Origin of the sequence: Bradyrhizobium sp. CCBAU 21365 (genome assembly GCF_015291305.1) — a bacterium.
In the GTDB taxonomy this organism is placed as follows: domain Bacteria; phylum Pseudomonadota; class Alphaproteobacteria; order Rhizobiales; family Xanthobacteraceae; genus Bradyrhizobium; species Bradyrhizobium elkanii.
Genome location: NZ_CP030036.1, coordinates 9,026,911 through 9,052,504, shown reverse-complemented (window position 1 = coordinate 9,052,504; position 25,594 = coordinate 9,026,911). Strand labels below are relative to the sequence as shown.

27 protein-coding genes are annotated in these 25,594 nt (G+C 64.8%); 17 read left to right on the top strand and 10 right to left on the bottom strand.

The features are described 5' to 3' along the window. Positions 1 to 137 precede the first annotated feature (137 nt). Complete coding sequence (locus XI02_RS42890) at positions 138 to 1,292, bottom strand: alpha/beta hydrolase (RefSeq protein WP_172646486.1); 1,155 nt, start codon at positions 1,290 to 1,292, stop codon at positions 138 to 140. 99 nt (positions 1,293 to 1,391) lie between these two features. Here XI02_RS42890 and XI02_RS42885 point away from each other — a divergent pair, with 99 nt between their 5' ends. Then, positions 1,392 to 1,898, top strand: coding sequence for a hypothetical protein (locus XI02_RS42885; RefSeq protein ID WP_069280392.1), 507 nt, complete (start codon positions 1,392 to 1,394; stop codon positions 1,896 to 1,898). Positions 1,899 to 2,130: 232 nt separating this feature from the next. Here XI02_RS42885 and XI02_RS42880 read toward each other — a convergent pair whose 3' ends face one another. Together XI02_RS42880 and XI02_RS42875 are read right to left on the bottom strand one after the other, a co-directional pair. Continuing rightward, positions 2,131 to 3,675 (bottom strand): acyl-CoA synthetase, encoded by a 1,545-nt coding sequence (locus XI02_RS42880; RefSeq protein WP_172646487.1) that lies wholly within the window; start codon positions 3,673 to 3,675, stop codon positions 2,131 to 2,133. A 188-nt stretch (positions 3,676 to 3,863) separates the two neighbouring features. After that, the gene (locus XI02_RS42875; RefSeq protein WP_018269111.1) at positions 3,864 to 5,036 is read right to left on the bottom strand and encodes an acetyl-CoA C-acetyltransferase; all 1,173 of its coding nucleotides are present in this window, start codon (positions 5,034 to 5,036) and stop codon (positions 3,864 to 3,866) included. 111 nt (positions 5,037 to 5,147) lie between these two features. Between XI02_RS42875 and XI02_RS42870 the strand changes: the two genes are divergently transcribed. From XI02_RS42870 to XI02_RS42830, 9 genes are all read left to right on the top strand, one after another. After that, the gene (locus tag XI02_RS42870) at positions 5,148 to 5,876 is read left to right on the top strand and encodes a TetR family transcriptional regulator (RefSeq protein ID WP_035631022.1); all 729 of its coding nucleotides are present in this window, start codon (positions 5,148 to 5,150) and stop codon (positions 5,874 to 5,876) included. A 46-nt stretch (positions 5,877 to 5,922) separates the two neighbouring features. After that, positions 5,923 to 6,681, top strand: coding sequence for an SDR family NAD(P)-dependent oxidoreductase (locus tag XI02_RS42865; RefSeq protein WP_172646488.1), 759 nt, complete (start codon positions 5,923 to 5,925; stop codon positions 6,679 to 6,681). Between the two features lie 186 nt (positions 6,682 to 6,867). Continuing rightward, positions 6,868 to 7,677 (top strand): enoyl-CoA hydratase/isomerase family protein, encoded by an 810-nt coding sequence (locus XI02_RS42860; protein ID WP_172646489.1) that lies wholly within the window; start codon positions 6,868 to 6,870, stop codon positions 7,675 to 7,677. Between the two features lie 41 nt (positions 7,678 to 7,718). After that, on the top strand, positions 7,719 to 9,587 hold the full coding sequence (locus XI02_RS42855) for an AMP-binding protein (protein ID WP_172646490.1): 1,869 nt from the start codon (positions 7,719 to 7,721) through the stop codon (positions 9,585 to 9,587). Between the two features lie 111 nt (positions 9,588 to 9,698). Continuing rightward, positions 9,699 to 10,826: an acyl-CoA dehydrogenase family protein gene (locus XI02_RS42850; RefSeq protein WP_172646491.1), complete on the top strand. Its 1,128-nt coding sequence runs from the start codon at positions 9,699 to 9,701 to the stop codon at positions 10,824 to 10,826. 13 nt (positions 10,827 to 10,839) lie between these two features. After that, positions 10,840 to 12,090 carry an acyl-CoA dehydrogenase gene (locus XI02_RS42845; protein ID WP_069280386.1) on the top strand — a complete coding sequence of 417 codons (1,251 nt, stop codon included), beginning with the start codon at positions 10,840 to 10,842 and terminating at the stop codon, positions 12,088 to 12,090. Positions 12,091 to 12,223: 133 nt separating this feature from the next. After that, complete coding sequence (locus tag XI02_RS42840; RefSeq protein WP_172646492.1) at positions 12,224 to 13,468, top strand: acyl-CoA dehydrogenase; 1,245 nt, start codon at positions 12,224 to 12,226, stop codon at positions 13,466 to 13,468. Between the two features lie 2 nt (positions 13,469 to 13,470). Then, complete coding sequence (locus XI02_RS42835) at positions 13,471 to 14,181, top strand: nitroreductase (protein ID WP_172646493.1); 711 nt, start codon at positions 13,471 to 13,473, stop codon at positions 14,179 to 14,181. 75 nt (positions 14,182 to 14,256) lie between these two features. Beyond that, on the top strand, positions 14,257 to 14,667 hold the full coding sequence (locus XI02_RS42830) for a hypothetical protein (protein WP_137481045.1): 411 nt from the start codon (positions 14,257 to 14,259) through the stop codon (positions 14,665 to 14,667). 216 nt (positions 14,668 to 14,883) lie between these two features. On the opposite strand, the gene XI02_RS42825 is transcribed toward XI02_RS42830, so the two are convergent. Beyond that, positions 14,884 to 15,879 (bottom strand): YafY family protein, encoded by a 996-nt coding sequence (locus XI02_RS42825; RefSeq protein ID WP_172646494.1) that lies wholly within the window; start codon positions 15,877 to 15,879, stop codon positions 14,884 to 14,886. Between the two features lie 83 nt (positions 15,880 to 15,962). Here XI02_RS42825 and XI02_RS42820 point away from each other — a divergent pair, with 83 nt between their 5' ends. Together XI02_RS42820 and XI02_RS42815 are read left to right on the top strand one after the other, a co-directional pair. Further along, positions 15,963 to 16,607, top strand: coding sequence for a glutathione S-transferase family protein (locus tag XI02_RS42820; RefSeq protein ID WP_172646495.1), 645 nt, complete (start codon positions 15,963 to 15,965; stop codon positions 16,605 to 16,607). Between the two features lie 14 nt (positions 16,608 to 16,621). Then, positions 16,622 to 17,056, top strand: a complete 435-nt coding sequence (locus XI02_RS42815; protein ID WP_172646496.1) for a DUF6157 family protein — start codon at positions 16,622 to 16,624, stop codon at positions 17,054 to 17,056. Between the two features lie 224 nt (positions 17,057 to 17,280). On the opposite strand, the gene XI02_RS42810 is transcribed toward XI02_RS42815, so the two are convergent. Continuing rightward, positions 17,281 to 18,066, bottom strand: a complete 786-nt coding sequence (locus tag XI02_RS42810) for an enoyl-CoA hydratase/isomerase family protein (protein WP_172646497.1) — start codon at positions 18,064 to 18,066, stop codon at positions 17,281 to 17,283. A gap of 11 nt (positions 18,067 to 18,077) precedes the next feature. Then, complete coding sequence (locus tag XI02_RS42805; protein WP_069280380.1) at positions 18,078 to 19,190, bottom strand: cyclic nucleotide-gated ion channel; 1,113 nt, start codon at positions 19,188 to 19,190, stop codon at positions 18,078 to 18,080. A gap of 318 nt (positions 19,191 to 19,508) precedes the next feature. Here XI02_RS42805 and XI02_RS42800 point away from each other — a divergent pair, with 318 nt between their 5' ends. Both XI02_RS42800 and XI02_RS42795 read left to right on the top strand, forming a co-directional pair. Further along, positions 19,509 to 20,177, top strand: a complete 669-nt coding sequence (locus XI02_RS42800) for a Crp/Fnr family transcriptional regulator (protein WP_069280379.1) — start codon at positions 19,509 to 19,511, stop codon at positions 20,175 to 20,177. A gap of 29 nt (positions 20,178 to 20,206) precedes the next feature. Further along, a complete protein-coding gene (locus XI02_RS42795) occupies positions 20,207 to 21,082 on the top strand; it encodes a DUF6537 domain-containing protein (protein WP_244980902.1) in 876 nt (291 codons plus the stop codon). A gap of 238 nt (positions 21,083 to 21,320) precedes the next feature. Here XI02_RS42795 and XI02_RS42790 read toward each other — a convergent pair whose 3' ends face one another. From XI02_RS42790 to XI02_RS42780, 3 genes are read right to left on the bottom strand one after another with little or no spacing between them, the layout of a single operon-like run. Further along, positions 21,321 to 21,539, bottom strand: a complete 219-nt coding sequence (locus tag XI02_RS42790) for a hypothetical protein (RefSeq protein WP_172646499.1) — start codon at positions 21,537 to 21,539, stop codon at positions 21,321 to 21,323. Positions 21,540 to 21,588: 49 nt separating this feature from the next. Then, positions 21,589 to 21,804 carry a hypothetical protein gene (locus tag XI02_RS42785; protein WP_069280376.1) on the bottom strand — a complete coding sequence of 72 codons (216 nt, stop codon included), beginning with the start codon at positions 21,802 to 21,804 and terminating at the stop codon, positions 21,589 to 21,591. A gap of 25 nt (positions 21,805 to 21,829) precedes the next feature. Further along, positions 21,830 to 22,021, bottom strand: coding sequence for a hypothetical protein (locus tag XI02_RS42780; RefSeq protein WP_069280375.1), 192 nt, complete (start codon positions 22,019 to 22,021; stop codon positions 21,830 to 21,832). A 296-nt stretch (positions 22,022 to 22,317) separates the two neighbouring features. On the opposite strand from XI02_RS42780, the gene XI02_RS42775 reads away from it, so the two are divergent. The 3 genes from XI02_RS42775 (at position 22,318) to XI02_RS42765 (ending at position 23,929) form a co-directional block, all read left to right on the top strand. Next, positions 22,318 to 22,524, top strand: a complete 207-nt coding sequence (locus tag XI02_RS42775; RefSeq protein ID WP_172646500.1) for a hypothetical protein — start codon at positions 22,318 to 22,320, stop codon at positions 22,522 to 22,524. A 91-nt stretch (positions 22,525 to 22,615) separates the two neighbouring features. Next, complete coding sequence (locus tag XI02_RS42770) at positions 22,616 to 22,978, top strand: PRC-barrel domain-containing protein (protein WP_028339100.1); 363 nt, start codon at positions 22,616 to 22,618, stop codon at positions 22,976 to 22,978. A gap of 189 nt (positions 22,979 to 23,167) precedes the next feature. Continuing rightward, on the top strand, positions 23,168 to 23,929 hold the full coding sequence (locus XI02_RS42765) for a Crp/Fnr family transcriptional regulator (RefSeq protein ID WP_172646501.1): 762 nt from the start codon (positions 23,168 to 23,170) through the stop codon (positions 23,927 to 23,929). Between the two features lie 40 nt (positions 23,930 to 23,969). On the opposite strand, the gene XI02_RS42760 is transcribed toward XI02_RS42765, so the two are convergent. Next, on the bottom strand, positions 23,970 to 25,259 hold the full coding sequence (locus XI02_RS42760; RefSeq protein WP_172646366.1) for an IS4 family transposase: 1,290 nt from the start codon (positions 25,257 to 25,259) through the stop codon (positions 23,970 to 23,972). Positions 25,260 to 25,594 lie beyond the last annotated feature (335 nt).

Sequence of the window (25,594 nt, the reverse complement as noted above, 5' to 3'; positions counted from 1 at the left end):
AAACTATAGAGTTGCATCGGTGCTGGGTCAAATCCGGATCGGCCGGGATTCGCTGCCGCAGCACCGGCAAGCCGCGCGGGTTGAGCGAAGAAAACGACTGAGATCAACGGGATGCGACACGACGGCCGAACGGGCGTCTAGCGTTGCGCGCCCGCCTCTCGCAGGAATGTGAGCAGCAGCCGGCTCACCTCATCCGGCTGCTCCTGCTGCACCCAATGGCCGGCGCCGTCGACCAGATGGCAGCCGATCATGTTGGTGCAGGCTTTGGTCTGCATCGCCTCGAACACACCGGGCCGCTGATAGGTGCCCCAATCCTGCTTGCCCGAGATGAAGGCGGACGGCTGGTCGATCGTGCGGCCGCTCCAGGTCTGTAGTTCCGGGGTGAACGCGCCCGAGGTGCCGCAGCGATACCATTGCAGCCCGCCCTGGAATCCCGTGCGCTGGTATTCGGCGCTGTAATAGGCGAGCTCGCTATCGGGCAGCCATGTGTTGGCGGCGATCGCCTCGCGTGACGGCATCTCCTCGGCGACGGTAGCGGCCATGTCCTTGGCGAGATCCATCACGTAATAGGTCGGCAGTTTTGCCAATTCGCCCGCCGACCAGGATTGTAGCGGATGCGGCTTGTTGTCTTTCCAGTCCGCGCTTTTGTGGTGGTAATAGGCGCGCAGGAAGTCGTGCACGCCCTGCGGCGCGCGATGCATGTCGTCATTGGCCGGGCGCGTCGAATAGTACCATTGGTAATGCTTGCGCGGCCGCGGCAGCGTGGCGAGCGCGCGATGCACGGGGTCTTCGCTCGCGGGCTTTGCCGGCGCGCTCGCGGTGTTGAACGGCAGCGACGGCGGACCCGAAAACGGCGCGCTCATCATCACGACCGCGCGGAACACGTCGGGCCGGATCAGCGCGCACCACGCCGCAACCGACGAGCCGAAATCGTGTCCGATCACCGCATCGACGTGCTTGTAGCCGAACGCTGCGACCAGTCCGAGCGCATCGCGCACCAGATTGGGCAGGCGGAACGACGCGAGATCACCGTTATACTCCGCACTCCAGCCGGTGGTGCGGCCATAGCCGCGCTGGTCCGGCGCGATGACGTGATAGCCGGCAGCGGCGAGCTTCGGCATCACCTTGCGCCAGGAAAACGCCAGCTCCGGAAAACCGTGCAGCAGCAACAGGCAGGGCCGGCCGGCTGTTTCAAAGCCCGCTTCCAGCACATGCATGCGCAGGCCGTTGATCCCGTCGACATAACGCGAGCGGATGGTGGAGGGGAGCGGGACGTCGGGGAGGGCTTCCATTGTGCAGATCACCTGTTGGGCATCGCCGCAGAACCATTTGGCTGTATGCTGGCGGCCATTGATTGACGATAGCAACTTTGGCCACGGGATGCATACCGCATGCGCCACGCGAGGATTGCAGAGCTGCCCGGCTGGATGTCGCGTCTCGGCGTGACGATCGTGGCGGCAAGTCTGGTGCTGATGTCGGCGGTGCGGGCCGCCGACATCAAGCAGCTCACCGAGAAACTGCCGCGCGCCTATGTCGGCGAATTCCTGTGGGACGGCGACAACGCGGTGCAGAACGTCATCATTACCTTCGACAAAGTGCAGGCCCTGAACGAGCAGAATGCGGAAGCGCGGGGCTGCGGTTCATATGAGGTCGGTCGCCACGTGACCAAGATCGGCGTGCAGATGTTCATCCGGCTGTCCGATCTCGAGATCGAGATCTTCGAACGATCGCCCGATGGCAACGGGGCGTTCGAAACCGGCGGCAGCCACCGCGGCAAGCTATCGGAAGATTTTCAGCAGATCGATGCGCAATGGACCACCACGGCATCAGGCAAGCACGGCCAGCTGCACCTGCGCGCCGCGGCGTCGGCTGCCTGCGAGCCGGCGGAGGAGTTGTAGGTCGGTGGGCTGGGCGCAAGCGGCGTCCCGCATGCGCTCTTCATTCTCCCCTGGAGGGGGCGGGTGCGGATCGTTTGCATTATTTCGGAATATTGGAAATCTATCCCTTAGTTGCCCGACGTGTCAAGCTGCCTTGTCGAACGCCGCCAGCGGCCTGCTCCTTTGCATGGGGTTGTTTTCGATATTTTGGCCGCGCGCGGCGGCGGCCCCTCCGGGGAGGGGCGAACCGCGGTCATGCCCTGGCAGGCGCCTTCGGCCAATAGCGGTCGCGCAGATGGCGCTTCACCAGTTTGCCGGTCGGCGTGCGCGGCAGCTCTTGCTCGAAGTCGATGCTCTTCGGGCATTTGATCGGCGACAGATGCTGCCGGCAGAACGCGATCAGCTCGGCCTCGAGCTCCTTGCCGGCCCTGGTGATGTCGTGCGGCTGCACCACGGCCTTGACCTCTTCGCCCATCTCCTCGTTCGGCACGCCGAACACCGCGACGTCGGAGACCGCGGGATGCGTGATCAGCACGTCCTCGGTCTCCTGCGGATAGATGTTCACGCCGCCGGAGATGATCATGTAGCTCTTGCGGTCGGTGAGATAGAGGAAGCCCTCTTCGTCGAGGTAGCCGACATCGCCGAGCGTCGACCAGCCCTTGGCGTTATAGGCCCTCTTCGTCTTCTCCGGATCGTTGTGATAGGAGAACGCCGGGGCGTCGGCGAAATAGACTTGGCCGATCTGCCCGGTCGGCGCCTCCTCGTCGTTCTCGTCGAGGATCTTGACCTTTCCGACCACGGCGCGGCCGACCGTGCCGCGGTGGGTCAGCCATTGCTGCGAGGTCGAGACGGTGACGCCGTTGCCTTCGGAGCCGGCGTAATACTCGATCAGGATCGGTCCCCACCATTCGATCATCTTGGCCTTGACGTCGACCGGGCAGGGCGCCGCGGCGTGGATCGCGCCCTTCAGCGAGGAGACCTTGTAGCGGGCGCGCACTTCGTCGGGCAGCTTCAGCATGCGCACGAACATGGTCGGCACCAACTGCGACTGCGTCACCTTGTGCTTCTCGACCTGCTTCAGAAATTCCTCGGCGTCGAAATGCTCCATGATGACGGAGGTGCCCCCGAGCACGGTCGCCATCATGTTGAAGCGCAGCGGGGCCGCGTGATAGAGCGGCGCCGGCGACAGATAGATGCTGTCGGCGTTCATGCCGCACATGTCGGCGGTGAGAATCCGCAGGAACGGGTTCGGCACGTCGATCCGGTTGCCTTCGAACTCCTTCTTGACGCCCTTGGGCCGGCCGGTGGTGCCGGAGGAGTACAGCATGTCGTAGCCCGCGACCTCGTCGGCAACCGGCGTGGTCGGCTGCGCGCCGGCCTCCTTGTCATAGGAGCGGAAGCCCGGTGCGGGCTCGTCCATCATGTAGAACAGCGGCTCGCCTGGTTCGCCCTTGATCAGGCCCTTCACCTTGTCGGCGCATTGCTGCGTGGTGATGAACACCTTCGCGCCGCAATCCTTGATGATGTAGGCGACCTCCTCTTCCGTCAGATAGCGGCTGATCGCGGTGTAATAGAGACCCGAGCGCTGCGCGGCCCAGCAGATCTCCATGAAGGCGAGCCGGTTTTCCATCAAGAGCGCGATGTGGTCGCCGGGCTTCAGGCCGAGCGAGCGGAACAGATGGGCGCCCTGGTTCGAAAGCTCGTCGAGCTCGCGATAGGTGATGGCCTTGCCGCTGCCCGCCATCTGGTAGGCGATCTTGTTCGGATGGGTGCGCGCGTGGATCGACGGATGGGTCATTGTGTTTCCTCAAGGCATCAAAAGTGGTCGTCCCCGCGAACGCGGGGACCCATAACCACCAATTTTTCTTGTTGGACTGAGTTGTGGCCCCAGCCGCGCCTAACCACGGGCATTTGTGGTTATGGGTCCCTGCTTTCGCAGGGACGACACCTATTATGTGGAGGCTGCGTGCCTCGTTTCTCGCGACGTTACAGCCGCTCGACAATCGTCACATTCGCCATGCCGCCGCCTTCGCACATGGTCTGCAGGCCGTAGCGCTTGTTGCGCTGCTTGAGGGCATGCAGCAGCGTCGTCATCAGCTTGGTGCCGCTGCCGCCGAGCGGATGGCCGAGCGCGATCGCGCCGCCATTGACGTTGAGCCGGGCCGGATCGGCGCCGGTGGTCTTCAGCCACGCGGTCGGCACCGAGGCGAAGGCCTCGTTGACCTCGAAGAGATCAATGTCGTCGATCTTCATGCCGGCCTTCTGCAGCGCGCGCTGGGTTGCCGGCAGCGGCGCTTCCAGCATGATCACGGGGTCGCCGCCCATCATCGTGAGGTGATGGATGCGCGCCATCGGCTTGACGCCGAGCGCCTTCAGGCCCTTCTCGTTGACGACCATGACGCCGGAGGCGCCGTCGCAGATCTGGCTGGCGCTCGCCGCGGTGAGCTTGCCGTTCTCGGCGATCAGCTTGACGCCCTTGATGCCCTCGAGGCTGGCGTCGAAGCGGATGCCTTCGTCGATGTGGTGGGTGTCGGTCGAGCCGTCGGCGCGGGTGATCTTGACCGGTACGATCTCGTCCTTGAAATGGCCGGCTTGCGTTGCCGCGATCGCGCGCTGATGGCTGTTATAGGAGTATTCGTCGAGCTCATCCTTGGACAGGCCGTACTTCTCGGCCATCATCTCCGCGCCGGTGAACTGGCTGAAGACGATGTTGGGATACTTCGCCTCGATGCCCGGGCTCTTGTAGTGGCCGAAGCCGTTCTTGGCGGGCAGCGAGGAGGCGAGGCCCATCGGCACGCGGGTCATCGATTCCACGCCGGCGGCGATCACGCAGTCCATCGTGCCAGACATCACGGCCTGCGCCGCGAAGTGCAGCGCCTGCTGCGAGGAGCCGCACTGGCGGTCGATCGAGGTGGCCGGCACGCTCTCCGGCAGCTTGGAGGCCATCACCGCGTTGCGCGCGATGTTGGTGGACTGCTCGCCGGTCTGCATCACGCAGCCCATGATCACGTCCTCGACCTGCGCGGGGTCGGCACCGGTGCGCTCGACCAGCGCATCGAGCACGGTCGCGGCCAGATCGGCCGGATGCCAGCCGGCGAGACGCCCTCCCTTGCGGCCGCCCGCGGTGCGAGCGGCGGCGACGATATATGCCTCGGCCATGTCTGATCTCCCTGATGTTTCCGGATTGGGCGGTCTGAAAGTTGGGCCGGATTTAAGGGGCGGCTCAGCATTTAGTCAATCAATCAATTAACTCTTGAGTGCGGCCCCGCCATGGGCTTATGTGCGGCCTCGATTTACCGTCGAACCCTGACACTGAGCGGGACCAGAGCGCAGTTGAATACCAGCGTACCGACGAAACTTCCGGCCGGCAAAAATGCCACCGCCGACAAGCTATTGGTCGCAGCCAGCGAGCTGATGATCGAGCGCGCCTCGATCGAGGTGTCGCTGTCCGACATCGCGCAGAAGTCGGGCGTCAACGCCGCGCTGGTGAAATATCATTTCGGCAACAAGGACGGGCTGCTGCTCGCGCTGCTGGCGCGTGACGCCGCCACCGAGATATCGCAGCTCGAATATCTCATCAGCCAGCCGATCACACCGTCCGCGAAGTTGCGGCTGCATATCGGCGGCATCATCCGCGCCTATCACCAGTTCCCCTATATGAACCGGCTGATCCATTATCTGCTGCACGAAAGCTCGCCGGCCGCCGCGAACGAGGTGTCGAAATTCTTCGTCGCGCCACTGTTGGATTTTCACCGCCGGCTGCTCGCCGAAGGCATCAAGGCCGGCGAATTCCGCAAGATCGATCCGGTGCTGTTCTACACCAGCCTGATCGGCGCCTGCGATCACCTGTTCTTCGGCCGCCACGCGATGTCGCGCGCGGTCGGCGTCGGTCCGGTCACCGACGAGGTCTGCCGCGAGTACATCAAGCATATGGAAGCCTTGATCTTCGGCGGCGTGCTCAATCCCGACAAGGAAACGGCAGCGGTTGCCGCCGGATAACAAGTTCGAAGTCTAGAGAAGAAACGCCCAAGGAAAGGTTGTATCCATGCAGTTGAAAGACGTTGCCGTTCTCATCACCGGCGGTGGCTCCGGCCTTGGTGCCGCAACCGCGCGCGCCATGGCCGCGAAGGGCGCCAAGATCGGCGTGATCGACCAGAACAAGGAAAACGCCGAGAAGGTCGCCGCCGAGGTGAAGGGCGTTGCCCTGCATGCCGACGTCACCGACGAGGATGCGATCAAGGCAGCGATCGCCAAGGCCGAGGCCGCGCACGGCATCGCGCGCGTGCTGATGAACTGCGCCGGCATCGGCGGTTCGCAGCGCATCGTCGGCAAGGACGGCGTCTATCCGCTTGCCAAGTTCGTCCGCATCATCAACGTCAATTTGATCGGCACCTTCAACGTGCTGCGCCTGTTCGCCGAGCGGCTGGCGACCGAGGCCCCGATCGGCGAGGAGCGCGGCGTCGCGATCAACACCGCGTCGGTCGCGGCCTATGAAGGCCAGATCGGCCAGATCGCCTATTCGGCCTCGAAGGGCGGCGTCGTCGGCCTCACGCTGCCGGCGGCGCGCGACCTCGCCAGCCTGAAGATCCGCGTCAACACCATCGCGCCCGGCCTGTTCCTGACGCCGCTGCTGATGGGTCTCAACGAGGAAGCGCGCAAGAGCCTCGACGCCCAGGTGCCGCATCCGGCCCGCCTCGGCGATGCCTCGGAGTACGGCAACCTCGCCGTCCACATCGTCGAGAACCCGATGCTCAACGGCGAAACCATCCGCCTCGACGGCGCCATCCGCATGGCCCCGCGGTAACGGCGAATTCCGCCTGCTTACCCTCCCCCCTTGCGGGGGAGGGCGGCAGCGAAGGCTGCCGGGAGAGGGGTTCTCTCCGCGGCACCCCTCTCCGAGGAGAGCACGCGGCGCCAACATACTTGCCCTCTCCCGCAAGGGGAGAGGGCGCAATAACAGGCACCGCATCCGCAAATGCAGGAGTAACGCGTGTCTCAACCGCTGCTGATCGAACATCACGACGGGGTCGATTGGGTCACGCTCAATCGCCCCGAGAGCCTCAATGCGCTCGATCCCGCGCTGATCGACGCGCTCAATACCTACTTCCAGGGCTTGCAGCGCAATCGTGACACCCGCGTCGTGGTGCTGAAGGGCGCCGGTGCGAATTTCTGCGCCGGGCTCGACCTCAAGCACGCGATGGCGCGCCGCGGCGGGCAGGCCGAGCCGCCCGGTGTCACGGAGTCGCTGGACTCGCAGCGCCGCATTGCCGACATCGTGATGCTGATGCGGCGCGCGCCGCAGCCGATCATCGCGCTGGTGCAGGGCGCGGCCGCCGGCGGCGGCTTCGCGCTGGCGCTTGCCGCCGACATCCGCATTGCGGCGAAGAACGCGCGGATGAATTGCGCCTTCATCAAGCTCGGTCTCGGCGGCTGCGACATCGGCACCAGCTATTTCCTGCCACGCCTCGTCGGCGTGTCGGTTGCTTCCGAACTGATCCTCACCGGGCGCTTCATCCATGCCGACCGCGCGCTTGCGGTCGGCCTGGTGTCCGAGGTGGTCGAGGCCGCCGCCGATCTCGATGCTGCGGCCAATGCTTATGTCGAGGCGATGATGATGGCCTCGCCGGTCGGTCTCCGCCTGTCGAAGGAATGCATCAACATGAGCGTCGATGCCGGCTCGATCGAGGCCGTGATTGCGATGGAGGATCGCAATCAGGTGCTGTGCAGCCGCTCCGAGGATTTCCAGGAAGGCATCAGGGCCTTTCTCGAGAAACGAAAGCCTGTCTATATCAGGCGCTGAGAACAGATCCTCTAAAGGACAAGAATTCCGGGAGACGCAAAATGGATGGAGGCGCGGCGATGCTGACGAAACCTGCCTTTCGCAAGGTGGATTGGCTCGCACGTGACATCGCGGTCGAGCGGCGCGGTGACGGCACCGTCGTCCTGAAGTCGCGGATTCCGCTCCAGGCCTACGAGATGCATATCCCGGCCTATCTCGCCAAATGGGCGGCGCGGGCGCCGGAGCGCATCTGGCTCGCGCAGCGCGGCGGTCCCGACCGGCAGTGGCGCAAGGTCTCCTATGGTGAAGCCAAGCGCACCGTCGATGCGCTGACGCAAGGCCTGCTCGATCTCGGCGTTGGCGACGGCCGGCCGGTCGCGATCCTCTCGGGCAATTCGATCGAGCACGCGCTGATGACGCAGGCCGCGATGCAGGCGAGGCTGCCGGCCGCGCCGGTGTCGCCGGCCTATTCGCTGATGAGCCAGGATCATCTCAAGCTCAAGTACCTCTTCAACCTGATCAAGCCCGCCGTCGTGATGGTGCAGGACGGCCCGACCTTCGAGAAGGCGCTGAAGGCGATCGACCTCACCGGCATCACGGTCGTCCACGTCCTGCGTCCCTGCGAGGGGATCAAGAGCATGGCCTTTGCCGACCTCGCGGCAACGCCGGTGACGGCTGCGGTCGGCGAGTCGATCGCGAAGATCACGCCCCGGACCGTCGGCAAGCTGCTGTTCACCTCGGGCTCGACCGGCATGCCCAAGGCCGTCATCAACACCCAGGAGATGATGTGCGCCAACGCGGCGATGATGATGCAGGTGCGCCCGCGTGAAACGGAGGGCCCGATCCCGACCGTGCTCGACTGGATGCCGTGGAATCACACCATGGGCGGCAACGCCGCGTTCAATCCGGTGCTGGTCGATGGCGGCACGCTCTATATCGACGACGGCCGGCCGATGCCGGGCCAGCTCGAGGAGACCATCAGGAACCTGCGCGAGGTGTCGCCGACCTATTACGCCAACGTGCCGGCCGGCTACGCCGCGCTCGCCGCCGCGATGGAGAAGGACGCGGCGCTGTGCCGGAGCTTCTTCAGGAACCTCTCGATCATGGCCTATGGCGGTGCGCGGCTGCCCGACGATCTCTATGACCGGATGCAGGCGCTGGCGGTGAAGACCACGGGCGAGCGCATCGTGTTCTACACCGGCTGGGGCTCGACCGAGACCGCGCCGACCTCGACCGGCACCTATTGGGACACCGAGCGCGTCGGCCTGATCGGCCTGCCGTTCCCCGGCGTCGAGCTGAAGATGGTGCCGTGCGGCTCGAAATACGAATTGCGGCTGCGCGGCGTCAACGTCACGCCCGGCTATTTCGGCCAGCCGGACCTGACGGCGAAGATGTTCGACGAGGAGGGCTTCTACTGCATTGGCGATGCCGGCGTGTTCGTGAACCCCGAAGACCCGCTGCAGGGCATCATCTTTGCCGGCCGCGTGGTGGAGGATTTCAAGCTGACCACCGGCACCTTCGTCCATGTCGGCTCGCTGCGCACCGATGCGATCGCGGCCGCGACGCCGGTCGTACATGACGCGCTGGTTGCGGGGCAGGACCGTGAGTTCATCGGCCTGCTGTGCTGGCCGAACCTGCATGCCTGCCGCCAGCTCGTCGGCAACGCCGATGCAAGCTATGAGGACGTGATCCGGCATCCCGAGGTGGTCGCGTGCCTGAAGAAGGGCTTGCAGGCGCACAACGCGTCCACCACCGGCAGCAGCATGCGCATTGCGCGTGCGATGCTGATGGTCGAGCCGCCGTCGATCGATGGCAACGAACTCACCGACAAGGGCTACATCAACCAGCGCGCCGGCCTCGAACGCCGCGCCGCACTGGTCGAGAAGCTGTATGCCGGCAAGCCCGGCGACGACGTGATCATCTTGAACTGACCGTAGGATGGGTCAAGCGCAGCGAAACCCATCATCTCCAACCAGGCATTCGATGGGTATCGCTTCGCTCCACCCATCCTGTGAACAACAACAGCAACGCGGGTAAGCGCCATGAATTTCGATTTCTCCGACGAACAGAAGCAGATGCGCGATGAGGCGCGGAAATTCCTCAGCGAACAGTGCCCGCCGAAAGCCGTGCGCGAGGTGCTCGACGGCAAGGCGCCTTACGACAAGGCGTTGTGGAAGGGCCTCGCCGAGATGGGCTTCCTCGGCGTCGCGATCCCGGAACAGTTCGGCGGTGCGGGCGCTGGCCATCTCGAGCTCTGCGTGATCGCGGAGGAAATGGGCCGCGCGCTGGCGCCGGTGCCGTTCTCCTCCACGGTCTATCTCGCCGCCGAAGCGATCCTGATCGCAGGCAGTGACGCGCAGAAGCAGAAGTGGCTGCCGAAGATCGCCGCGGGCGAAGCCATCGGCACGCTGGCGCTGTTCGAGGGCAAGGGCAACCCGTCGCCGAAGGCGATCAAGCTCACGGCCAATGGCGGCGTGCTCAACGGCGTCAAGAAGCCGGTGCCGGATGGCGCGATCGCCGATTTCGCCGTTGTCGCCGCGCGCACCGGCTCGAGCGGACGCGAGTCCGATATCTCGCTGTTCATCGTCGATCTCAAGGCCGGCGGCGTCGAGGTCAAGTCGCTCACCAACATCGACCTGACCCGCGGCCAGGCCGAATTCACCTTCAAGGATGCGAAGGCCGAGCCGCTCGGCGCTACCGGCGAGGGCTGGAGCGTGATCACCCAGGTGCTCGATCGCGCGGCCGTGTTGACGGCGTTCGAGCAGGTCGGCGGCGCCGACCGCGCGCTGGAGATGGGCCGCGACTATGCGCTCGACCGTATCGCGTTCGGCCGTCCGATCGGCTCGTTCCAGGCGGTCAAGCACATGCTGGCCGACATGTATGTGTCGGCGACCTTGGCGCGCTCGAACTGCTATTACGGGGCCTGGGCGCTCTCGACCAATGCCGGCGAATTGCCGGAAGCCGCCGCCGCCGCGCGCATCAGTGCGACGCAGGCGTTCCAGCACTGCGCCAAGAACAATATCCAGGTCCATGGCGGCATGGGCTTCACCTGGGAGTTCGACTGCCACATGTACTACCGCCGCGCCAACGCGGTGGCGCTCGGCCTCGGCAGCCTGTCCTATTGGGAAGACGCGCTGATCGATCGCATGCGCAAGAAGAACGCGGCGTAAGCGAGGGACCGTCATGAATTTCGACGACACCCCGCAGGAGGCCGCATTCCGCGCCGAGGCGAAAGCCTGGATCGCGGCCAATGCGCCCAAGCAATATGAGGACGAGCTGCGCAAGGCCTCGCTCGGCCGCGTTGCGCTCAAGGGCGCAAACATCCTCGAGGTCGCCAAGGCCTGGCAGAAGAAAAAGGCGGACGCCGGCTGGGCCTGCCTGCACTGGCCGAAGGAGTATGGCGGCCGCGGCGCATCGCCGATCGAACGCGTGATCTGGCAGCAGGAGGAGGGCCCGTTCGGCCGCCTCAGCTCGATGTTCATCATCGGCCACGGCATGTGCGGCCCGACCATGATGGCGTTCGCCGGCGAGGAGCAGAAGCGCAACTATCTGCCGCCGCTCGCCTCCGGCGAGAAGATCTGGTGCCAGCTGTTCTCCGAGCCGGCCGGCGGCTCCGACGTCGCCGGCCTGCGCACCCGCGCCGAGAAGCATGGCGACGAATGGGTGATCAACGGCCAGAAGATCTGGACCTCGGGCGCGCATTATTCCGACTACGGCATCCTGCTCACCCGCACCGATCCGACCGTGCCCAAGCACAAGGGCCTCACCATGTTCTTCCTGGACATGAAGAGCCCGGGCGTCGAGGTGCGGCCGATCAAGCAGGCGAGCGGGGCGTCGGACTTCAACGAAGTCTATTTCACCGACGTGCGCATTCCGGACTCGCAGCGGCTCGGCAATGTCAATGACGGCTGGAACGTGTCGCTGACCACGCTGATGAATGAGCGCATGTCGATCGGCGCCGGCGTCGCCACCGGCTTCCCCGAGCTGTTCGACTTCTGCAACAGCCTGATGCTGGAGGACGGCCCCGCGATCGAGAACCGCGCGGTGCGCTCCAAGCTCGCGAACTGGGCCGTGAAGGCGAGCGGGCTGAAATACACCAGCATGCGCGCGATCTCGGCGCTGTCGAAGGGCGAGCGTCCGGGACCGGAGAATTCGATCGGCAAGCTGGTTGCCGGCTCGATGATCCAGGACGTCGCGACCTATGCGCTCGATCTGCAGGGTGCGGCTGGCGCGCTGAATGGTATTGAGGATGCCGAGGTCGCCGGCAAATTCCAGGCGATGCTGCTGCGCGCGCCGGGCACCCGCGTCGAGGGCGGCACCGACGAGATCATGCGCAACATCATCGCCGAACGCGTGCTGGGCCTGCCCGGCGACATCAGGGTCGACAAGGACGTTCCCTTCAACAAGATCCCGACCAAGGGAAGAGCTTCATGACCTCATCCTGAGGAGCCGCGCAGCGGCGTCTCGAAGGATGAGGCCCCAGTCGGGCCGCATGGTTCGAGACGGCGCAAGCGCCTCCTCACCATGAGGGGAAACAGTGACACTAGGATCGTAAAAGAGGTTCGCCATGAATTTCGATGACACGCCGCAGGAAGCCGAGTTCCGCGCCATCGCCCGCAACTGGATCGCGGCCAACGCGCCGAAGGAGTTCGAAGAGGAGCTCTCGAAGTCCTCGCTCGGCCGCATCCGGCTCGCCAGGCACGACATGGTCGACGTCGGCAAGGCCTGGCAGAAGAAGAAGGCGGAGGGCGGCTGGGCCTGCCTGCACTGGCCGAAGGAATATGGCGGCCGCGGCGCCACCCCGATCGAGCGCGTGATCTGGCAGCAGGAAGAGGGCGTCTACGGCAAATTGACCCAGCCGTTCCAGATCGGCGAGGGCATGTGCGGCCCGACCGTGATGGCCTGGGGCAGCGAGGAGGCCAAGCGCCGCTATCTGCCGAAGCTCGCCTCCGGCGAGGAGATCTGGTGCCAGCTGTTCTCGGAGCCGTCGGCCGGCTCCGACGTCGCGGGGCTGCGCACCCGCGCCGAAAAGAAGGGCGACAATTGGGTCGTCAACGGCCAGAAGATCTGGACGTCAGGCGCGCATTACTCCGACTACGGCCTGTTGATCGCGCGCACCGATCCGAATGTGCCGAAGCACAAGGGCCTCACGATGTTCTTCCTCGACATGAAGAGCCCCGGCGTCGAGGTGCGGCCGATCAAGCAGGCCAACGGCATGCAGGAGTTCAACGAGGTCTATTTCACCGACGTGGTGATCCCGGACAGCCAGCGGCTCGGGGCGGTCGGCGAGGGCTGGAGCGTGTCGCTGACCACGCTGATGAACGAGCGCATGTCGATCGGCGCGCGGCTCGCAACCGGCGTGCCCGAGATGTTCGAGTTCTGCTCCAATTTGATGCTGGAGGACGGTCTTGCGATCGACGATCCGGCGGTGCGCTCCAAGCTTGCGAGCTGGGCGGTGAAGGCGAGCGGGCTGAAATACACCAGCTACCGCGCCATCTCGGCGTTGTCGAAGGGCGAGCGGCCGGGGCCGGAAAACTCCATCGGCAAGCTCGTCTCCGGCCTGATGCTGCAGGATATCGCGACCTATGCGATGGACCTCGAGGGCGCCGCGGGCAGCCTCACCGGCACAGATGAGGAGCAGGCCAAGGGCCAGTTCCAGCAGATGCTGCTGTCGTCGCCCTCGATGCGGATCGCCGGCGGTACCGACGAGATCCTGCGCAACATCATCGCCGAGCGCGTGCTGGGCCTGCCCGGCGACATCCGTGTCGACAAGGACGTGCCCTACAACAAGATCCCGACCAAGGAACGCTGAGCATGGATGCCACCACCAAGCCGCGCTACGCGACCGAGGACCGCATCGGCGCGCTCGAGGAATTGCTCAACGAGCGCTACTCGGTGCGCGCGTTCCAGCCGCGTGAAGTGCCGCGCGACGTCATCGAGCACATTCTGTCGACCGCGCAGCGCACCGCGTCCTGGTGCAACAGCCAGCCCTGGCAGGTGCTGATCGTCTCCGGCGAGGCCAAGGAGCGGTTTCGCAAGGCGATCTATGCCGAGGCCTCGCGCGGCCTCGGCGAGGATTACGATTTCACGCCGCCGCGCGAATATGTCGGGGTCTATCTGGAGCGCCGCCGCGAAAGCGGCTTCCAGCTCTACAACACGCTCGGCATCGCGCGCGGCGACAAGGCGGCCTACGCAAAACAGGCGCTGGAGAACTACAATTTCTTCGGCGCGCCGCACATTGCCGTGATCCATACCAACGAGCCGCTCGGCATCTATGGTGCGATCGACTGCGGCGGCTATGTCTCGAATTTCATGCTGGCGGCGCAGGCGCTCGGGCTCGGAACCATCCCGCAGGCGGCGATCGCGCGCCATTCCGGGCTGATCCGCCGCCATTTCAACCTGGCCGACGATCGCCGGGTTGTCTGCGGTATCTCGTTCGGCTATGCCGATCATGCGCAAAAGGTGAACAGCTACCGCACGTCGCGCGCGACCGTGGAAGACACTGTCACATTCGTCGATGTATAATTTCCTCAAGGCGGGAAGGTCGGTTCACCCCCCGCCGAGGACAAGAAAAGCTACAAAGAAACGACAAGAACAAAAATGGCGAATAACGCCTCCCTGACGCCGGCTGAGATCAGCTGGCAGCTGCACCGTCTGCCTGCACTCGAGCGCGACGCGTTCATCGCCGCGCATTATCTGGGCCAGCCCGTCGCCTGGAAGACCCGCTTCTTCGACGCGATCGACTGGGGCGCGGGGTCGGTGCTGCAATTCAGCTTCCTGCAGCGCGGCTGGCATCGCCATTCGCGGCTCGACAATCCGATCTATGCCTATATCGACATCGAGCAACATCCGGAAACCCGCGGCCTGCGTCGCGGCCGCCGGATCGATCTTGAGGGCACGATCAAGGGCGTCGACTTCGTGACCGGGATTACGCTGACGCTGGACCGGTTCGAGATCCTGCCGGTCAATTTTTTTGACCGCTTCGTCATCAGCTCCGACAGTCGCTACTGACCAGGGCATGATGGAGTCAGGTTGAAGCGGTCTCGCGGCAGATCGCTGCACCTCTCCCGCTTGCGGGGGAGGTCGTATCGCATCGAAGATGCGATGCGGGTGGGGGCTCTCTCCGCAATACGACTCGCGGAGAGAGCCCCACCCCAGCCCTCCCCCGCAAGCGGGAGAGGGGCGCACCGTCCTTGCGGTTGCCAGTCAACCCAATCTCGTTGCGCTTCAGCGTCCCGCCACCGCGCGGCGGGCTGGCGCGACATAGCGCGCGGCCATCGCGCCTGCCAGCTCGGCCATCTTCTCGCGCAGCTCCGCAGGCGCGATCACCTCGGCCTCGGCGCCGAGCCGCAGCAATTCTGTTGCCGCATGCCACACTGTCTTGCCGACCGGCATGGTGGCGAGCCGCCAGCCGTCGGCGTCGGTGCCGTCAGTGAGCCGCATCCGCGCTTTCACGTAAGGATGCGCCAGCGCGTCGAACAGTTGCAGCCCGAGCGGCGACAGCCGCACCGTGGCCTCGTTCGGATGCAGCTCGGCCTCCAGCCGCTCAATCGAGGCGCGCCAATAGGCAGCGAGGTCGAACTCCGCGGGCCGCGCGAACGGCGTCTCCAGCGTTGCGCAGTCCAGCACGCGTGCGACGCGGTAGGTGCGCACATTGCCGTCGACGAGGCCGGCGAGATACCAGCTGCCGCCCTTCAGCACGAGACCGAGTGGCGCCACGCTGCGCCGCTTCTCGGATTTCCAGCTCTGGTAGCGGATCTCGAGCATGGTCTCGCGCAGCACGGCACCGGCGATGGCGCGCAGATGCTTCGGCTCCTCGGTCTCGCCGAACCAGCCCGGCGCGTCGAGATGGAAGCGCTGCTGCATCCCTCTCGCGTTGGGCCGCAGGTTCTCCGGCAGCGCCGCCATCAGCTTGGCCTGCGCCGCCGCCATCGCGGCATCGAGGCCGAGCGCGGCGGCGGGCCCCGGAAGTCCGGCCATGAACAGCGCCTCGGCCTCGCCCTGCGACAGGCCGTTGAGCCGCACGCGATAGCCGTCGAGCAGGCGATAGCCGCCCTCGGCGCCGCGGTCGGCATAGACGGGAACGCCGGCGGCGGCGAGCGCGTCGATGTCGCGATAAATCGTGCGCACCGAAACCTCGCAGGCTTCCGCCAGCTCAGGCGCGGTGACCTGACCCCGCGCCTGCAGGGTGGTGAGGATGGAAAACAGCCGGCTCGCACGCATGGCCGAATCATACCTGACACAAGATGTCACGTATGGGCGGACATAAGGAGGCCATGCCCCCGATGGCGCAAGGAGACCCGATCATGACCACCACCGACCGCATCACGTTGTATTATTCGCCGCAGAGCCGCGCCGCCGGCACCCGGGTGCTGCTGGAGGAACTCGGCGCGCCCTACGATCTGCACGTTCTCAACATGAAGGCCGGCGAGCAGCGCAAGGACGCCTATCTCGCCATCAATCCGCTCGGCAAGGTGCCGGCGATCCGCCATGGCGACGCGCTGGTCACCGAGCAGGTCGCGATCTTCATCTATCTCGCCGATCTGTTTCCGCAGGCCGGCCTGACGCCGGCGCTGAACGATCCGCGCCGCGGCCCGTATCTGCGCTGGATCGCCTATTACGGCTCCTCGTTCGAGCCGGCGGTGATCGACCATTTCATGAAGCGAGAGCCCGCGCCGATCACGCAGTCGCCCTATGCCGATTACGACACCATGCTGGGCGCGCTGGAATCGCAGCTGGCCAAGGGGCCCTATCTGCTCGGCGAACAGATCACGGCGGCCGACATCCTCTGGGGCATCGCGCTCTCCTGGACCATGATGTTCGGCATCGTGCCGAAAAGGGATGTGTTCGTCCGTCATGCCGAACGCATCGCCGCGCGCCCGGCCTTCCAGCGGATATCGAAGGCCGACGACGAGACGGCGGCGCAGCATGCGGCGGCCGCCGGCGTGTGATACGGATCCTGCCGATGGCGAAAGTCCTGCACAGTACCAACTGCTTCAACACCCTGATCCGCGTCGCGGAGGACTGCCCGGCGCAGCGCGGCGAGGAGCCCCAGCTGCGCGGCGGCCAGCCGACGGTTGCCGTGCTGCAATACCAGATGATCGCGGGCGCGCCCTACAGGTACACCTCCGACGACGTGGTGTTCGCCACGTCGGCGGCCGGCCGCGCGCTCGATGCGAAAGCGGCGAAGAAGGCGCGCAGCCTCGCCCGCGAGACGTTCTTCTCGCGCGGCCAGGCCTGCATGCGCGCCTCGCCGCTCGGCAAGCGTTTCGGCTGGGGCGTCCATGCCGACGCCGAAGGGCGCATCGCGCTCTACGCGGTCGACAGCAAGCGCTACCAGGCCCTCGCCGCGGATCCTGACATCGCGCAGACGCGCGCGATGCGGAGCAAGCGGGCATAGCGGATCGCCGCTCTCATCCTCCCCTGGAGGGGGAGGATCGGTTCGCATGCAATGCGAACCGAGGTGGGGTGATCTCTCCACTCGGGCACCGTTCGTGCTGAGAGATCACCCCACCCCGTCTCACATTCTGCTGCGCTCCATGTGAGCCGACCCTCCCCCTCCAGGGCAGGGTGAAGCATCGCGGCCTCCTCAGGGTGACGGAATTGGTGGTGTGGAGCGCCGACCTAAAACCTTGGCGTCCGCTTCTCGGCGAAGGCCTTGATGCCTTCCTTGATCTCGTCGCCGCGCATGCTCTCGCGGTGACGGGCGTCGGCGGCGGCTTCATCGAGCGCGCCGCGGGCGAATTCGTTGATCGCGCGCTTCATGCCGGCCATCGCCTTGGGCGCGTTGCCGGCCAGGATCGTCGCGAGCTTGTCGACCTCCTCGTCGAGCAGGTCGAGCGGCGCCATCGCGGTGAGGTAGCCGATCCGCAGCATCTCCGGCGCCGTGATCCTTTGCGCGGTCAGGAACAGCATCTTGGCGTTGTCGACGCCGAGCCGCGTGACGTAGCGCTGGATGCCGCTCTTGTAATAGTGCAGCCCGAGCCGCGCCGCCGGCATGAACATCTCGGCGCTATCGACGCCGATGCGGAAGTCGCAGGCGAGTGCGAGGTCGGTCGAGCCGCCATAGACGCCGCCATTGAGCCGGCAGATCGTCGGCACGCTCAAATCCTCGAGGCGGTTGACCACGACCTCGAACGCCGAGCCCGCGCTCTGCTGCTCGCTCGCGCTCACCGCGCGCTCGGCCACGGAGTTGAGGTCGTAGCCGGCGGAAAACGCGCGGCCCGTTCCGGTCAGCACCAGCACGCGGATCGCAGGATCGGCCTCGATCCGGTCGAACAATTTCATCAGTTCGCCGAGGTCCTCAGCCTGCAGGCGGTTGAGATGCTTCGGCCGGTTGAGGCGGATCGTTGCGCGCGCGCCCGCGATTTCGAGCACGGGTCCGCTGGCGGTGTCGGCCGCGTCAGCCATCTTGGTCTCCATCATTGATTCTCACGTTCGCGCCGCTTCGCCTCGGCATCGATGGTTTCGGCGAGATCGGGATGCCTTGCCATCAACAGGCGGAAATCGACCAGGTCAAGCACCAACAGCCTGGTCACCTTGCTGGTCGCTACGCTGGCGCCGCGCTTGGCGTTGCCGAGCAGTGCCATCTCGCCGAAGAACTCGCCTTCGCCAAGCTTCACCTTGCGTCCGGGCAGGTCGACCTCGACCTCGCCGGCGGCGACGAAATACATGCAGTCGCCATTGGTGTCCTTGCGGATGATCATGGTGCGCGGCGGCAGGTCCATGGTCCGCAGCACCTGAGTGACGTCGGCGATCGCGGCCGGGCCGAGATGCGCGAAGAACGGCACCTTGCTGACGGTCTCCCAGGTTCGCAAGAAATTGTCGCGGCGGGTTTCGGCGGCAAAGCCGGTCGCCAGGATACCGGTCCACAGCCCGAACACGCCGAGGCCCGAGATCATCACCATGGCGGCGACCACGCGACCGAGCGGGGTGATCGGCACCACGTCGCCATAGCCGGTCGTGGTCAGCGTCACCACCGCCCACCACAGCGCCGCCGGCACGCTGCCGAAGGTCTGCGGCTGGACGTCCCGCTCCAGGAAATATTCCGCGACGGAGGCCAGGAACACCACCATCAGGAAGATCACGAGCACGCTGAGCAGCGGCCCGGACTCCACCACCAGCACGCGCCGCAGCTGGCGCAGGCCGGGAATGCCCGGCACCACCTTGAGCACCCAGAGCACGCCGAGCAGCCAGGCGGTTTTTGGCTCGACGCCGGACAGCAAGGCCACCGGCACGGCCAGCGCGCCGATCGCGTCGACCACGCCGGCGCTCGACAGCGCGTAGAACCAGAATTTGCCCTGCCGGCCCATGTGGCGCAGCCGCACCAGCCACTCGAACACGAAATAGGCAAGGCAGGCCCACAGCAGCGCATCGACCCAGCCCGGTGCCGCGTCATGGGCCGGCGCGACCGTCAGCAGCGTCATCGTGGCGACGCCGGCCGCGACCGCGACATAGGCCGCCGTGGTCATGTTGCGGCCGGCGGTGGCGGAAACGAAGCGCGTCAAGGCCGGAAGGACGAGCCGCTTGGACATCGGAACGGAGCTTGCCTGTCGGTGAACTGCTGGAATAGAGGCCCTGCGAACGGCAGAGCCGATGGCACAACGTGCCTCTCCCGGTTGAGGCCGTCAACGCGCAGGCTGTGGCGGGATGCTCGCGGTGAAAGACCCCATCAGTTGGACGAAAGGCCTAACCATGTTGGCCCGATTTTGCGCCCGCGAATGTGAGAAATCGGACAAAACGTCGCTTTTTCCCCGTATATCAGGGATGCTGGTCGCTGATGCGACCCGGGCCGGAATGAAGCGACTAATAAGGCGATCTTATTCACTTCTTGAGAAATTGGTTGGTTTCCGATGGATACCTCACATCTCGCGGAGCACGCCGGCGCCGCCGGCAGTTTCTTCGCTTCGATCTTCGTGGTCGCCACGCTGTCAATGCGCACCATGATCCCGTTGCGCGTCTTCGCCATCCTGACCAACATCATCCTGATCGCGACCGCGATTCCGACCCACAATTACGCGACGCTGATTCTGCATGCCGTGCTGCTGCCGGTGAACACCTATCGGCTGCACCAGATGCTGCAACTGGTCCGCAACGTGAAGAGATCGGTCAACAGCGATCTGTCGATGGAATGGCTGAAGCCGTTCACGACGGAGCGCAAATGCACCGCGGGGGAAGTCCTGTTCTACAAGGACGAGAAAGCCGACAGCATGTTCTACATTGTCAGCGGCCGCTTCCGCCTGGTCGAATCGGGCATCGAGCTGCCGGTCGGCGCCCTGGTTGGCGAGTTCGGTATGCTGTCGCCATCGAACACGCGAACCCAGACGCTGGAGTGCGTCGAGACCGGCATGGTGCTGTCGGTGACCTATGACCAGGTCGAGCAGCTTTACGTCCAGAACCCGGCCTTCGGCTTCTACTTTCTGCGCCTCGCCAGCGCCCGTCTGTTCCAGAATATCTCGACGCTCGAGCAGCAGCTCGCGCAGCACGCCACCCCACAGGTCGCGGAGCCAAAACCTGCATGAGCCCCTTGACGAGTTCTGGAGGCGCCGCAGTGCCGGATGACGACGGTCTCCTGGCTTCGCTCCGTTACCTCTTCGCCGACATCATCGGCGATGAGGACGAGGGGCCGCCGGTGCTGCCCGACGCCTGCCCGGACCATCTCGGGCCGGCCGTTACCAAGGCCATCGATCTGTTGATCGCCTATCAGAGCACGAGCTACGCCCAGCTCTATATCGACCGGCTCAAGCGCTTCGTCGGCCGCCGCGGCGTCGACGACGCCCTGCTTGCCGAGATCGCCCGCCTGATGGCGGAGCGCATGGCCTATGAGGACGCGATCCGCATCGCGCAGCTCAAGCTTGGCGAAGTCAATGCGGTGGGCGGCCTTGCGGCGCGCTCGGCCGACGACGTCAAGAAGTTTCGCCTTGACGAGTTGATCGACGCCCTACCTGCAGTGGTCGCCGATCCGGTGCTCGCCGTGCTGGATCAGTTCGGCTGGCGGCATCGCCGGGTCTCGATCCGCTTCAGCGCCAACAACCGCTTCAGCGTTCGCCGGCTCAGGATCGAGGCGGGCCTGAAGCGCTGGCGGCTGTTCTCGGGACGCTATGCCAGGGAGCGCGTCTGGGTCGAGCGCTGGCTGCACATGATCGACCGCAGCCTGACCAAGCAGCCGAGCGCCGCCCCGGCGGTCGTGCAGACCGCGACCATGATCCAGGGTTACGGCGATCCCTACCGCCAGGGCATCGCGGACTGGCACGTGATCATCGACGGGCTCGTCAAGCCGACCTTCGACGGCGTGCTCGTCCTCCCCGATCTTGCCGGCGCCATTGCGGAAGCGCGCACCGCCATCATGCCCGATCCGCGGCAGGCAGCGCTGAAGCGCAAGACCGCCGAGATTCGCGCGCGGGCGCCGGCGGGTGGCTCGCATTGAACGGGATTTTCAGTGCTGGACCCGTCATCCCTGCGCAAAGGCGAAGCCTTTGTCGCTGGAGGTGCGAGCATCGCGGCGCAATTGCGCCGCTGGGCGAACCTCGAAGGATGCACGGCCACAGACGAGGCTCTCGCCCTTCGAGACGGCCGCCTTTGCGGTCTCCTCAGGGTGACGGTGATAGCTCCCGCGTCATTGCGAGCGAAGCGAAGCAACCCATAGCGCCGCAAGCGGAGAACACCTACCGCTTCACGTGCGGCGGCTCGTCGTAGCCGCGGCGGCTGGAATAGAACAGCAGGCCCATCAGGCCGATGCAAACCGCAGCCAGAACCGCAATGCCGATCGTGAACACCACGATGCCGTAGATCGGCACCGGAGCGTCCACAGTCAGGCCTTCATAGGCGTAGGCGCCGACGGCGGCCAGAAAGGCCAGCAGGCCGATGCTGATTGCAATGCGCATGCGTAGCTGCCTCTGCTGAGGGCCGAGGGCCACAGGGCACTTGCGCCGGTTATCCCGCCGCGGCGGTGGCCTTGGCCAGCGCCTGCTGTCCGGCTTCGGTCAGCTCGGAGAGCGTCGTCCTGCCGCTCTTGGCGCATTTGATGATGTATCTGGCAACGCGCCGGCGGGTGTCGTGTTCCTCGCCGTGAAGTGCGTCTGCGCAAACGCGGTCGAGCGCAGCGTTCATGGCGAAGAGCGTGTGTGAGTCAAACCGTTCCTCGATCATCGCAGCTCTCCTTCGCGGCTCGCGGCTACTTGCGGAACGTCAGCCACTCGCTGACTTCCATCACGGTCTCGGTCTGTCTGGCCTTCCTCATCAGCGTTTCGCGTTCCCGTCCCGGCGGCAGCTTGCGTGCCGCAATGCGCGAATCTTCGGCGAATTTTTGCAAGCGGTTTTCGAACGATCCGGGAGGCCGCGACCTGTTGCGCTTCTTCTTGATCATGCCGTCTCCGAGCTGGAACCAGCAATATTAGGCTTGTTCCCCGGATGGCGTCGTTAACCCATGACATCGGGCGAACTGAAAAAAGCACGCGCCCAAAATCGCGATCAAAAATCGCGACCAAGGATCGCGCAAGACCGCAGGAACGATCTTCGGCGCTCTGCGTAGCACCCGTGCGTTCGCTGCTTTGCTCCCCGAAAGGCGGTGGACCACTCCGGTGACGGGCCTCGGCGAAATTGATCGCCGGGGCCCGCATGTCTTCAAGCAACGCAGCCAGCGAAACAACAAGGTCAAAAGCAATGGCACATTCCAATCAGGGTGTCGTGAAGGACAACAAGGGGCAGGAGCAGCCGGCCGACAAGCAGCGCGCGCAAACCGCGCACAAGACCGACCCGCGAAAGTCCAATGCGCGCGAAGCGACGCGTGATCCGAAATTGAACGATGCCGACAAGACGCCGGGATCCGGCATGACGTCAGACGACCGCGGCGATCCTCCTACAGGCTGAACGGCGTTTCGCTCTGCAGCAATCGCGGCAATGCGGCAGGAACGATGACTTTGGTCGACCGTTGGCGTCGAGGGATCAATGGAGAACTGACATGGCGATGGACGAGAAGGAGGTCGGAAACCTGATCGGCAGCGACAAGGTCGAGGGCACCGCGGTCTATGGTTCCGACGAGCGGAAGATCGGCTCGATCGAACGGGTGATGATCGACAAGAAGAGCGGGCGGGTGTCTTACGCCGTGCTCGGCTTCGGCGGCATTCTCGGTCTCGGCAACGACCATTATCCGCTGCCCTGGCAGTCGCTCAAATACGACACGAGGCTGGGCGGTTATGTCACGGGCGTGACCGAGAGCCAGCTGCGCGGCGCGCCGAAATATGGCAGCGAGCGGGATTGGAATTGGTCGGATATCGGCGCCACGCGCGCGGTGAATGAATATTACGGCGTGCCGTTCGTCTGATCGGCGCCGGTCCGCGTTTCACCGGTGGCGCCCCACCGGCGCTGACCTGTATGGCGTTGCCGACGTTACCGTCGCATCCTTCGGGCGTGTGTACACAAGTGAACATACGTCAATAGCTGTGCAATGTAACATACGCAATTGAAGTCGGTCCTGCAGTTGCCCGATTGAACATGCGGGAGACCAATGTCATTGGCGTCGCTAGTCCGGAAATTGGAGCAGTTTGTACGGCTTTCGCCGGTAGAGCACGTCCTTCTCAATCGCGCGTCCACCGAGCGCGTCCGGCATTTCGGTCCGCGGGTCGACATCGTCCGTGAAGGCGAGAAGCCGAAGGACGTCTATCTGATCCTGTCCGGCTGGGCCTATCGCTACAAGCAGCTCGAGGACGGCCGACGTCAGATCGTGGCTTTCTTCCTGCCCGGCGACATTTGCGATGTGAACGTCTTCATCCTGCGCGAGATGGACCATTCGATCGGTACCGTCACCGCAGTGTCGATCGCCGACCTCTCCCGCGAATTCTTCGACAAGGTCGCAGCCGGACATCCGCGCATCGTGACCGCGTTCTGGTGGGAAACCCTGGTCAACGCGGCGATCCAGCGCGAATGGACCATGAGCCTCGGCCAGCGAACTGCGCTGGAGCGGATGGCCCATCTGCTGTGCGAGATCTGGCTTCGGCTGCGTGCCGCTGGCCTGACCCAGGGCGACAGCTGTGATTTCCCGCTGACCCAAGGCGATCTCGCCGATGCCACCGGGCTTTCCAAGGTTCACGTCAACCGAACGCTGCAGGAATTGCGCGCCGGCGGCCTGATCGTGCTCAAGGGGAAGACCCTGGTCGTCCCCAATCTCGAGCGGCTGATGCAGGCCGGCCTGTTCAATCCGAACTACCTGCACATGGATCACGAGGGACGGCAGCTCGATGCCGCCGCGACGCCGACGGACGCGGCGGCCGGGTAGTAACCCGCGCAACATATTGCCTGTCGTCCCTGCTTTCGCACTAGGGCATGCACATATCTCTGAGGCTCCATCCTGCTGCGACGGCCAGGAAGTATTCGAGGCCATTTTTGAAGATGATGGGGCCTGGAGGTTTAGACGACGGGTAGCCGTCCCAACCGCCAAGGCGGCCGATGATCCAGGCTGCCCAGGTGAGGCTGTCGGGCGGATGTGGGTTTTTCAGTCGCTTGCTCCTGGCCTCGAGTTGCCGGTTGAGGGCGGCAAGCGCGTTGATCTCGTTGTCGTTGAAGGCAACGCGAATGGGCTGCTGACCGCCATCGCGCGCTTGCAGAAGCTGGATGGTGATGACGGCTGCCTTGGCGGCGATAGTGACCAGTTTGAGGAGACGATCGGCGGTTCCGATCTGGCTGTCTTCGAGCTTGAGGCCTTGCGTCTTCAGGACGCGGAAGAACTGCTCGATGATCCAGCGCTGCTTGTACCATTCGACGATACGCCAGGCGTCGTCGACGGTGGCGATCTCGTGAGAGGTGATCAGACGCCAGTGCAGCGGCTCTGCGCCGGGCCCGGCATTGATCTCGCACACGTCGACCACCGCCAGCGGCAAGCTTTTCGGCAAATGGCGCAGGAACTTGCTCTGCGGGCGGGCAAGCTCGATTGCGCCAAAGCGGAGTTCGAGATGGGCCTGACGTGCCGGTCGCGCCGCGCGCGCAGGCAGTTGGATCGCCCTCCGATCCACCACAGGCATGGCGTCGGTGGCCTCATACAGGCCGGTGCGGTCGGCAAGCTTGCGATCATGCATGCTGCGCGCGATGACATGGAAGTGCTGCTCGGCCGAGCTGGCATAAAGGGCAAAGATATCGCTCTCGCGATCACCGAGGACCGTCACCGTTCCGGCAGCGGTGAGCAGCGGCTTGGCCGCAATGGCGGTGGATATCCAGCGTTGCGATTCCTTGTCAGACAAGTCACGTGCGTCATGCGTCGTGGTGCGACGCCCCTGGCGCGTCCATACCTGCCCACTCAAAAGTCCAAGACAGCTGCCATCGTCGGCATCCACGGCCAGCAGCGGATGCAGCAGCACGCCGTGGTTATTGCCCTTGCCGATTTCGCCGAGCCCGCGCCGGCGTTGCGGCGTGGTGTTGAAGTGGATCTCGCTGGTGTCCTGGATCGCCAGCACATGGCGGCCCTCTACCGCGGCAACCGTGCTGTCGCCCCAGCTTTCGATGATCCGCTCCGCCGTCACCTTGTCGTGGCCGAGAAAGCGGTTGAACCGCACCTCCAGCGCACGATCACCCCTGGAAAGCCGCCGCAGGCAGACCGTCTTGCCCGCAACCATGCGTTCGACGAGCGCCGCCCCCCTTTATCGAGACGACGATCCCCGAACCGTCCTAACGTCCAGTCAATTCGTAACAACACCCGACACCCCCGTCCAACCTGGAGCGTCGCAATAGAAATCACACGGATCGCCGATTCTGGAATCCCCTGTCTCCATCCCGAGTCAATCCGCCGCACCAAATACGTGCATGCCCTAGTGCGAAAGCAGGGACCCATAACTACCGATGCTGATTGACGCGCGTCGTCGGAACGACGAGTCCCTTCAACAACACAAGCTGCGGCGTATGGGTCCCTGCTTTCGCAGGGACGACAGTTGTACGTAACCAACGGCTTGGC

What these genes read in the sequence shown, in the direction of transcription:
- XI02_RS42890 (WP_172646486.1), bottom strand. Translation starts at nt 1,292, where the DNA reads ATGGAAGCCCTCCCCGACGTCCCGCTCCCCTCCACCATCCGCTCGCGT.
- XI02_RS42885 (WP_069280392.1), top strand. Translation starts at nt 1,392, where the DNA reads ATGCGCCACGCGAGGATTGCAGAGCTGCCCGGCTGGATGTCGCGTCTC.
- XI02_RS42880 (WP_172646487.1), bottom strand. Translation starts at nt 3,675, where the DNA reads ATGACCCATCCGTCGATCCACGCGCGCACCCATCCGAACAAGATCGCC.
- XI02_RS42875 (WP_018269111.1), bottom strand. Translation starts at nt 5,036, where the DNA reads ATGGCCGAGGCATATATCGTCGCCGCCGCTCGCACCGCGGGCGGCCGC.
- XI02_RS42870 (WP_035631022.1), top strand. Translation starts at nt 5,148, where the DNA reads ATGGGCTTATGTGCGGCCTCGATTTACCGTCGAACCCTGACACTGAGC.
- XI02_RS42865 (WP_172646488.1), top strand. Translation starts at nt 5,923, where the DNA reads ATGCAGTTGAAAGACGTTGCCGTTCTCATCACCGGCGGTGGCTCCGGC.
- XI02_RS42855 (WP_172646490.1), top strand. Translation starts at nt 7,719, where the DNA reads ATGGATGGAGGCGCGGCGATGCTGACGAAACCTGCCTTTCGCAAGGTG.
- XI02_RS42850 (WP_172646491.1), top strand. Translation starts at nt 9,699, where the DNA reads ATGAATTTCGATTTCTCCGACGAACAGAAGCAGATGCGCGATGAGGCG.
- XI02_RS42845 (WP_069280386.1), top strand. Translation starts at nt 10,840, where the DNA reads ATGAATTTCGACGACACCCCGCAGGAGGCCGCATTCCGCGCCGAGGCG.
- XI02_RS42840 (WP_172646492.1), top strand. Translation starts at nt 12,224, where the DNA reads ATGAATTTCGATGACACGCCGCAGGAAGCCGAGTTCCGCGCCATCGCC.
- XI02_RS42835 (WP_172646493.1), top strand. Translation starts at nt 13,471, where the DNA reads ATGGATGCCACCACCAAGCCGCGCTACGCGACCGAGGACCGCATCGGC.
- XI02_RS42830 (WP_137481045.1), top strand. Translation starts at nt 14,257, where the DNA reads ATGGCGAATAACGCCTCCCTGACGCCGGCTGAGATCAGCTGGCAGCTG.
- XI02_RS42825 (WP_172646494.1), bottom strand. Translation starts at nt 15,879, where the DNA reads ATGCGTGCGAGCCGGCTGTTTTCCATCCTCACCACCCTGCAGGCGCGG.
- XI02_RS42820 (WP_172646495.1), top strand. Translation starts at nt 15,963, where the DNA reads ATGACCACCACCGACCGCATCACGTTGTATTATTCGCCGCAGAGCCGC.
- XI02_RS42815 (WP_172646496.1), top strand. Translation starts at nt 16,622, where the DNA reads ATGGCGAAAGTCCTGCACAGTACCAACTGCTTCAACACCCTGATCCGC.
- XI02_RS42810 (WP_172646497.1), bottom strand. Translation starts at nt 18,066, where the DNA reads ATGGCTGACGCGGCCGACACCGCCAGCGGACCCGTGCTCGAAATCGCG.
- XI02_RS42805 (WP_069280380.1), bottom strand. Translation starts at nt 19,190, where the DNA reads ATGTCCAAGCGGCTCGTCCTTCCGGCCTTGACGCGCTTCGTTTCCGCC.
- XI02_RS42800 (WP_069280379.1), top strand. Translation starts at nt 19,509, where the DNA reads ATGGATACCTCACATCTCGCGGAGCACGCCGGCGCCGCCGGCAGTTTC.
- XI02_RS42790 (WP_172646499.1), bottom strand. Translation starts at nt 21,539, where the DNA reads ATGCGCATTGCAATCAGCATCGGCCTGCTGGCCTTTCTGGCCGCCGTC.
- XI02_RS42785 (WP_069280376.1), bottom strand. Translation starts at nt 21,804, where the DNA reads ATGATCGAGGAACGGTTTGACTCACACACGCTCTTCGCCATGAACGCT.
- XI02_RS42780 (WP_069280375.1), bottom strand. Translation starts at nt 22,021, where the DNA reads ATGATCAAGAAGAAGCGCAACAGGTCGCGGCCTCCCGGATCGTTCGAA.
- XI02_RS42775 (WP_172646500.1), top strand. Translation starts at nt 22,318, where the DNA reads ATGGCACATTCCAATCAGGGTGTCGTGAAGGACAACAAGGGGCAGGAG.
- XI02_RS42770 (WP_028339100.1), top strand. Translation starts at nt 22,616, where the DNA reads ATGGCGATGGACGAGAAGGAGGTCGGAAACCTGATCGGCAGCGACAAG.
- XI02_RS42760 (WP_172646366.1), bottom strand. Translation starts at nt 25,259, where the DNA reads ATGGTTGCGGGCAAGACGGTCTGCCTGCGGCGGCTTTCCAGGGGTGAT.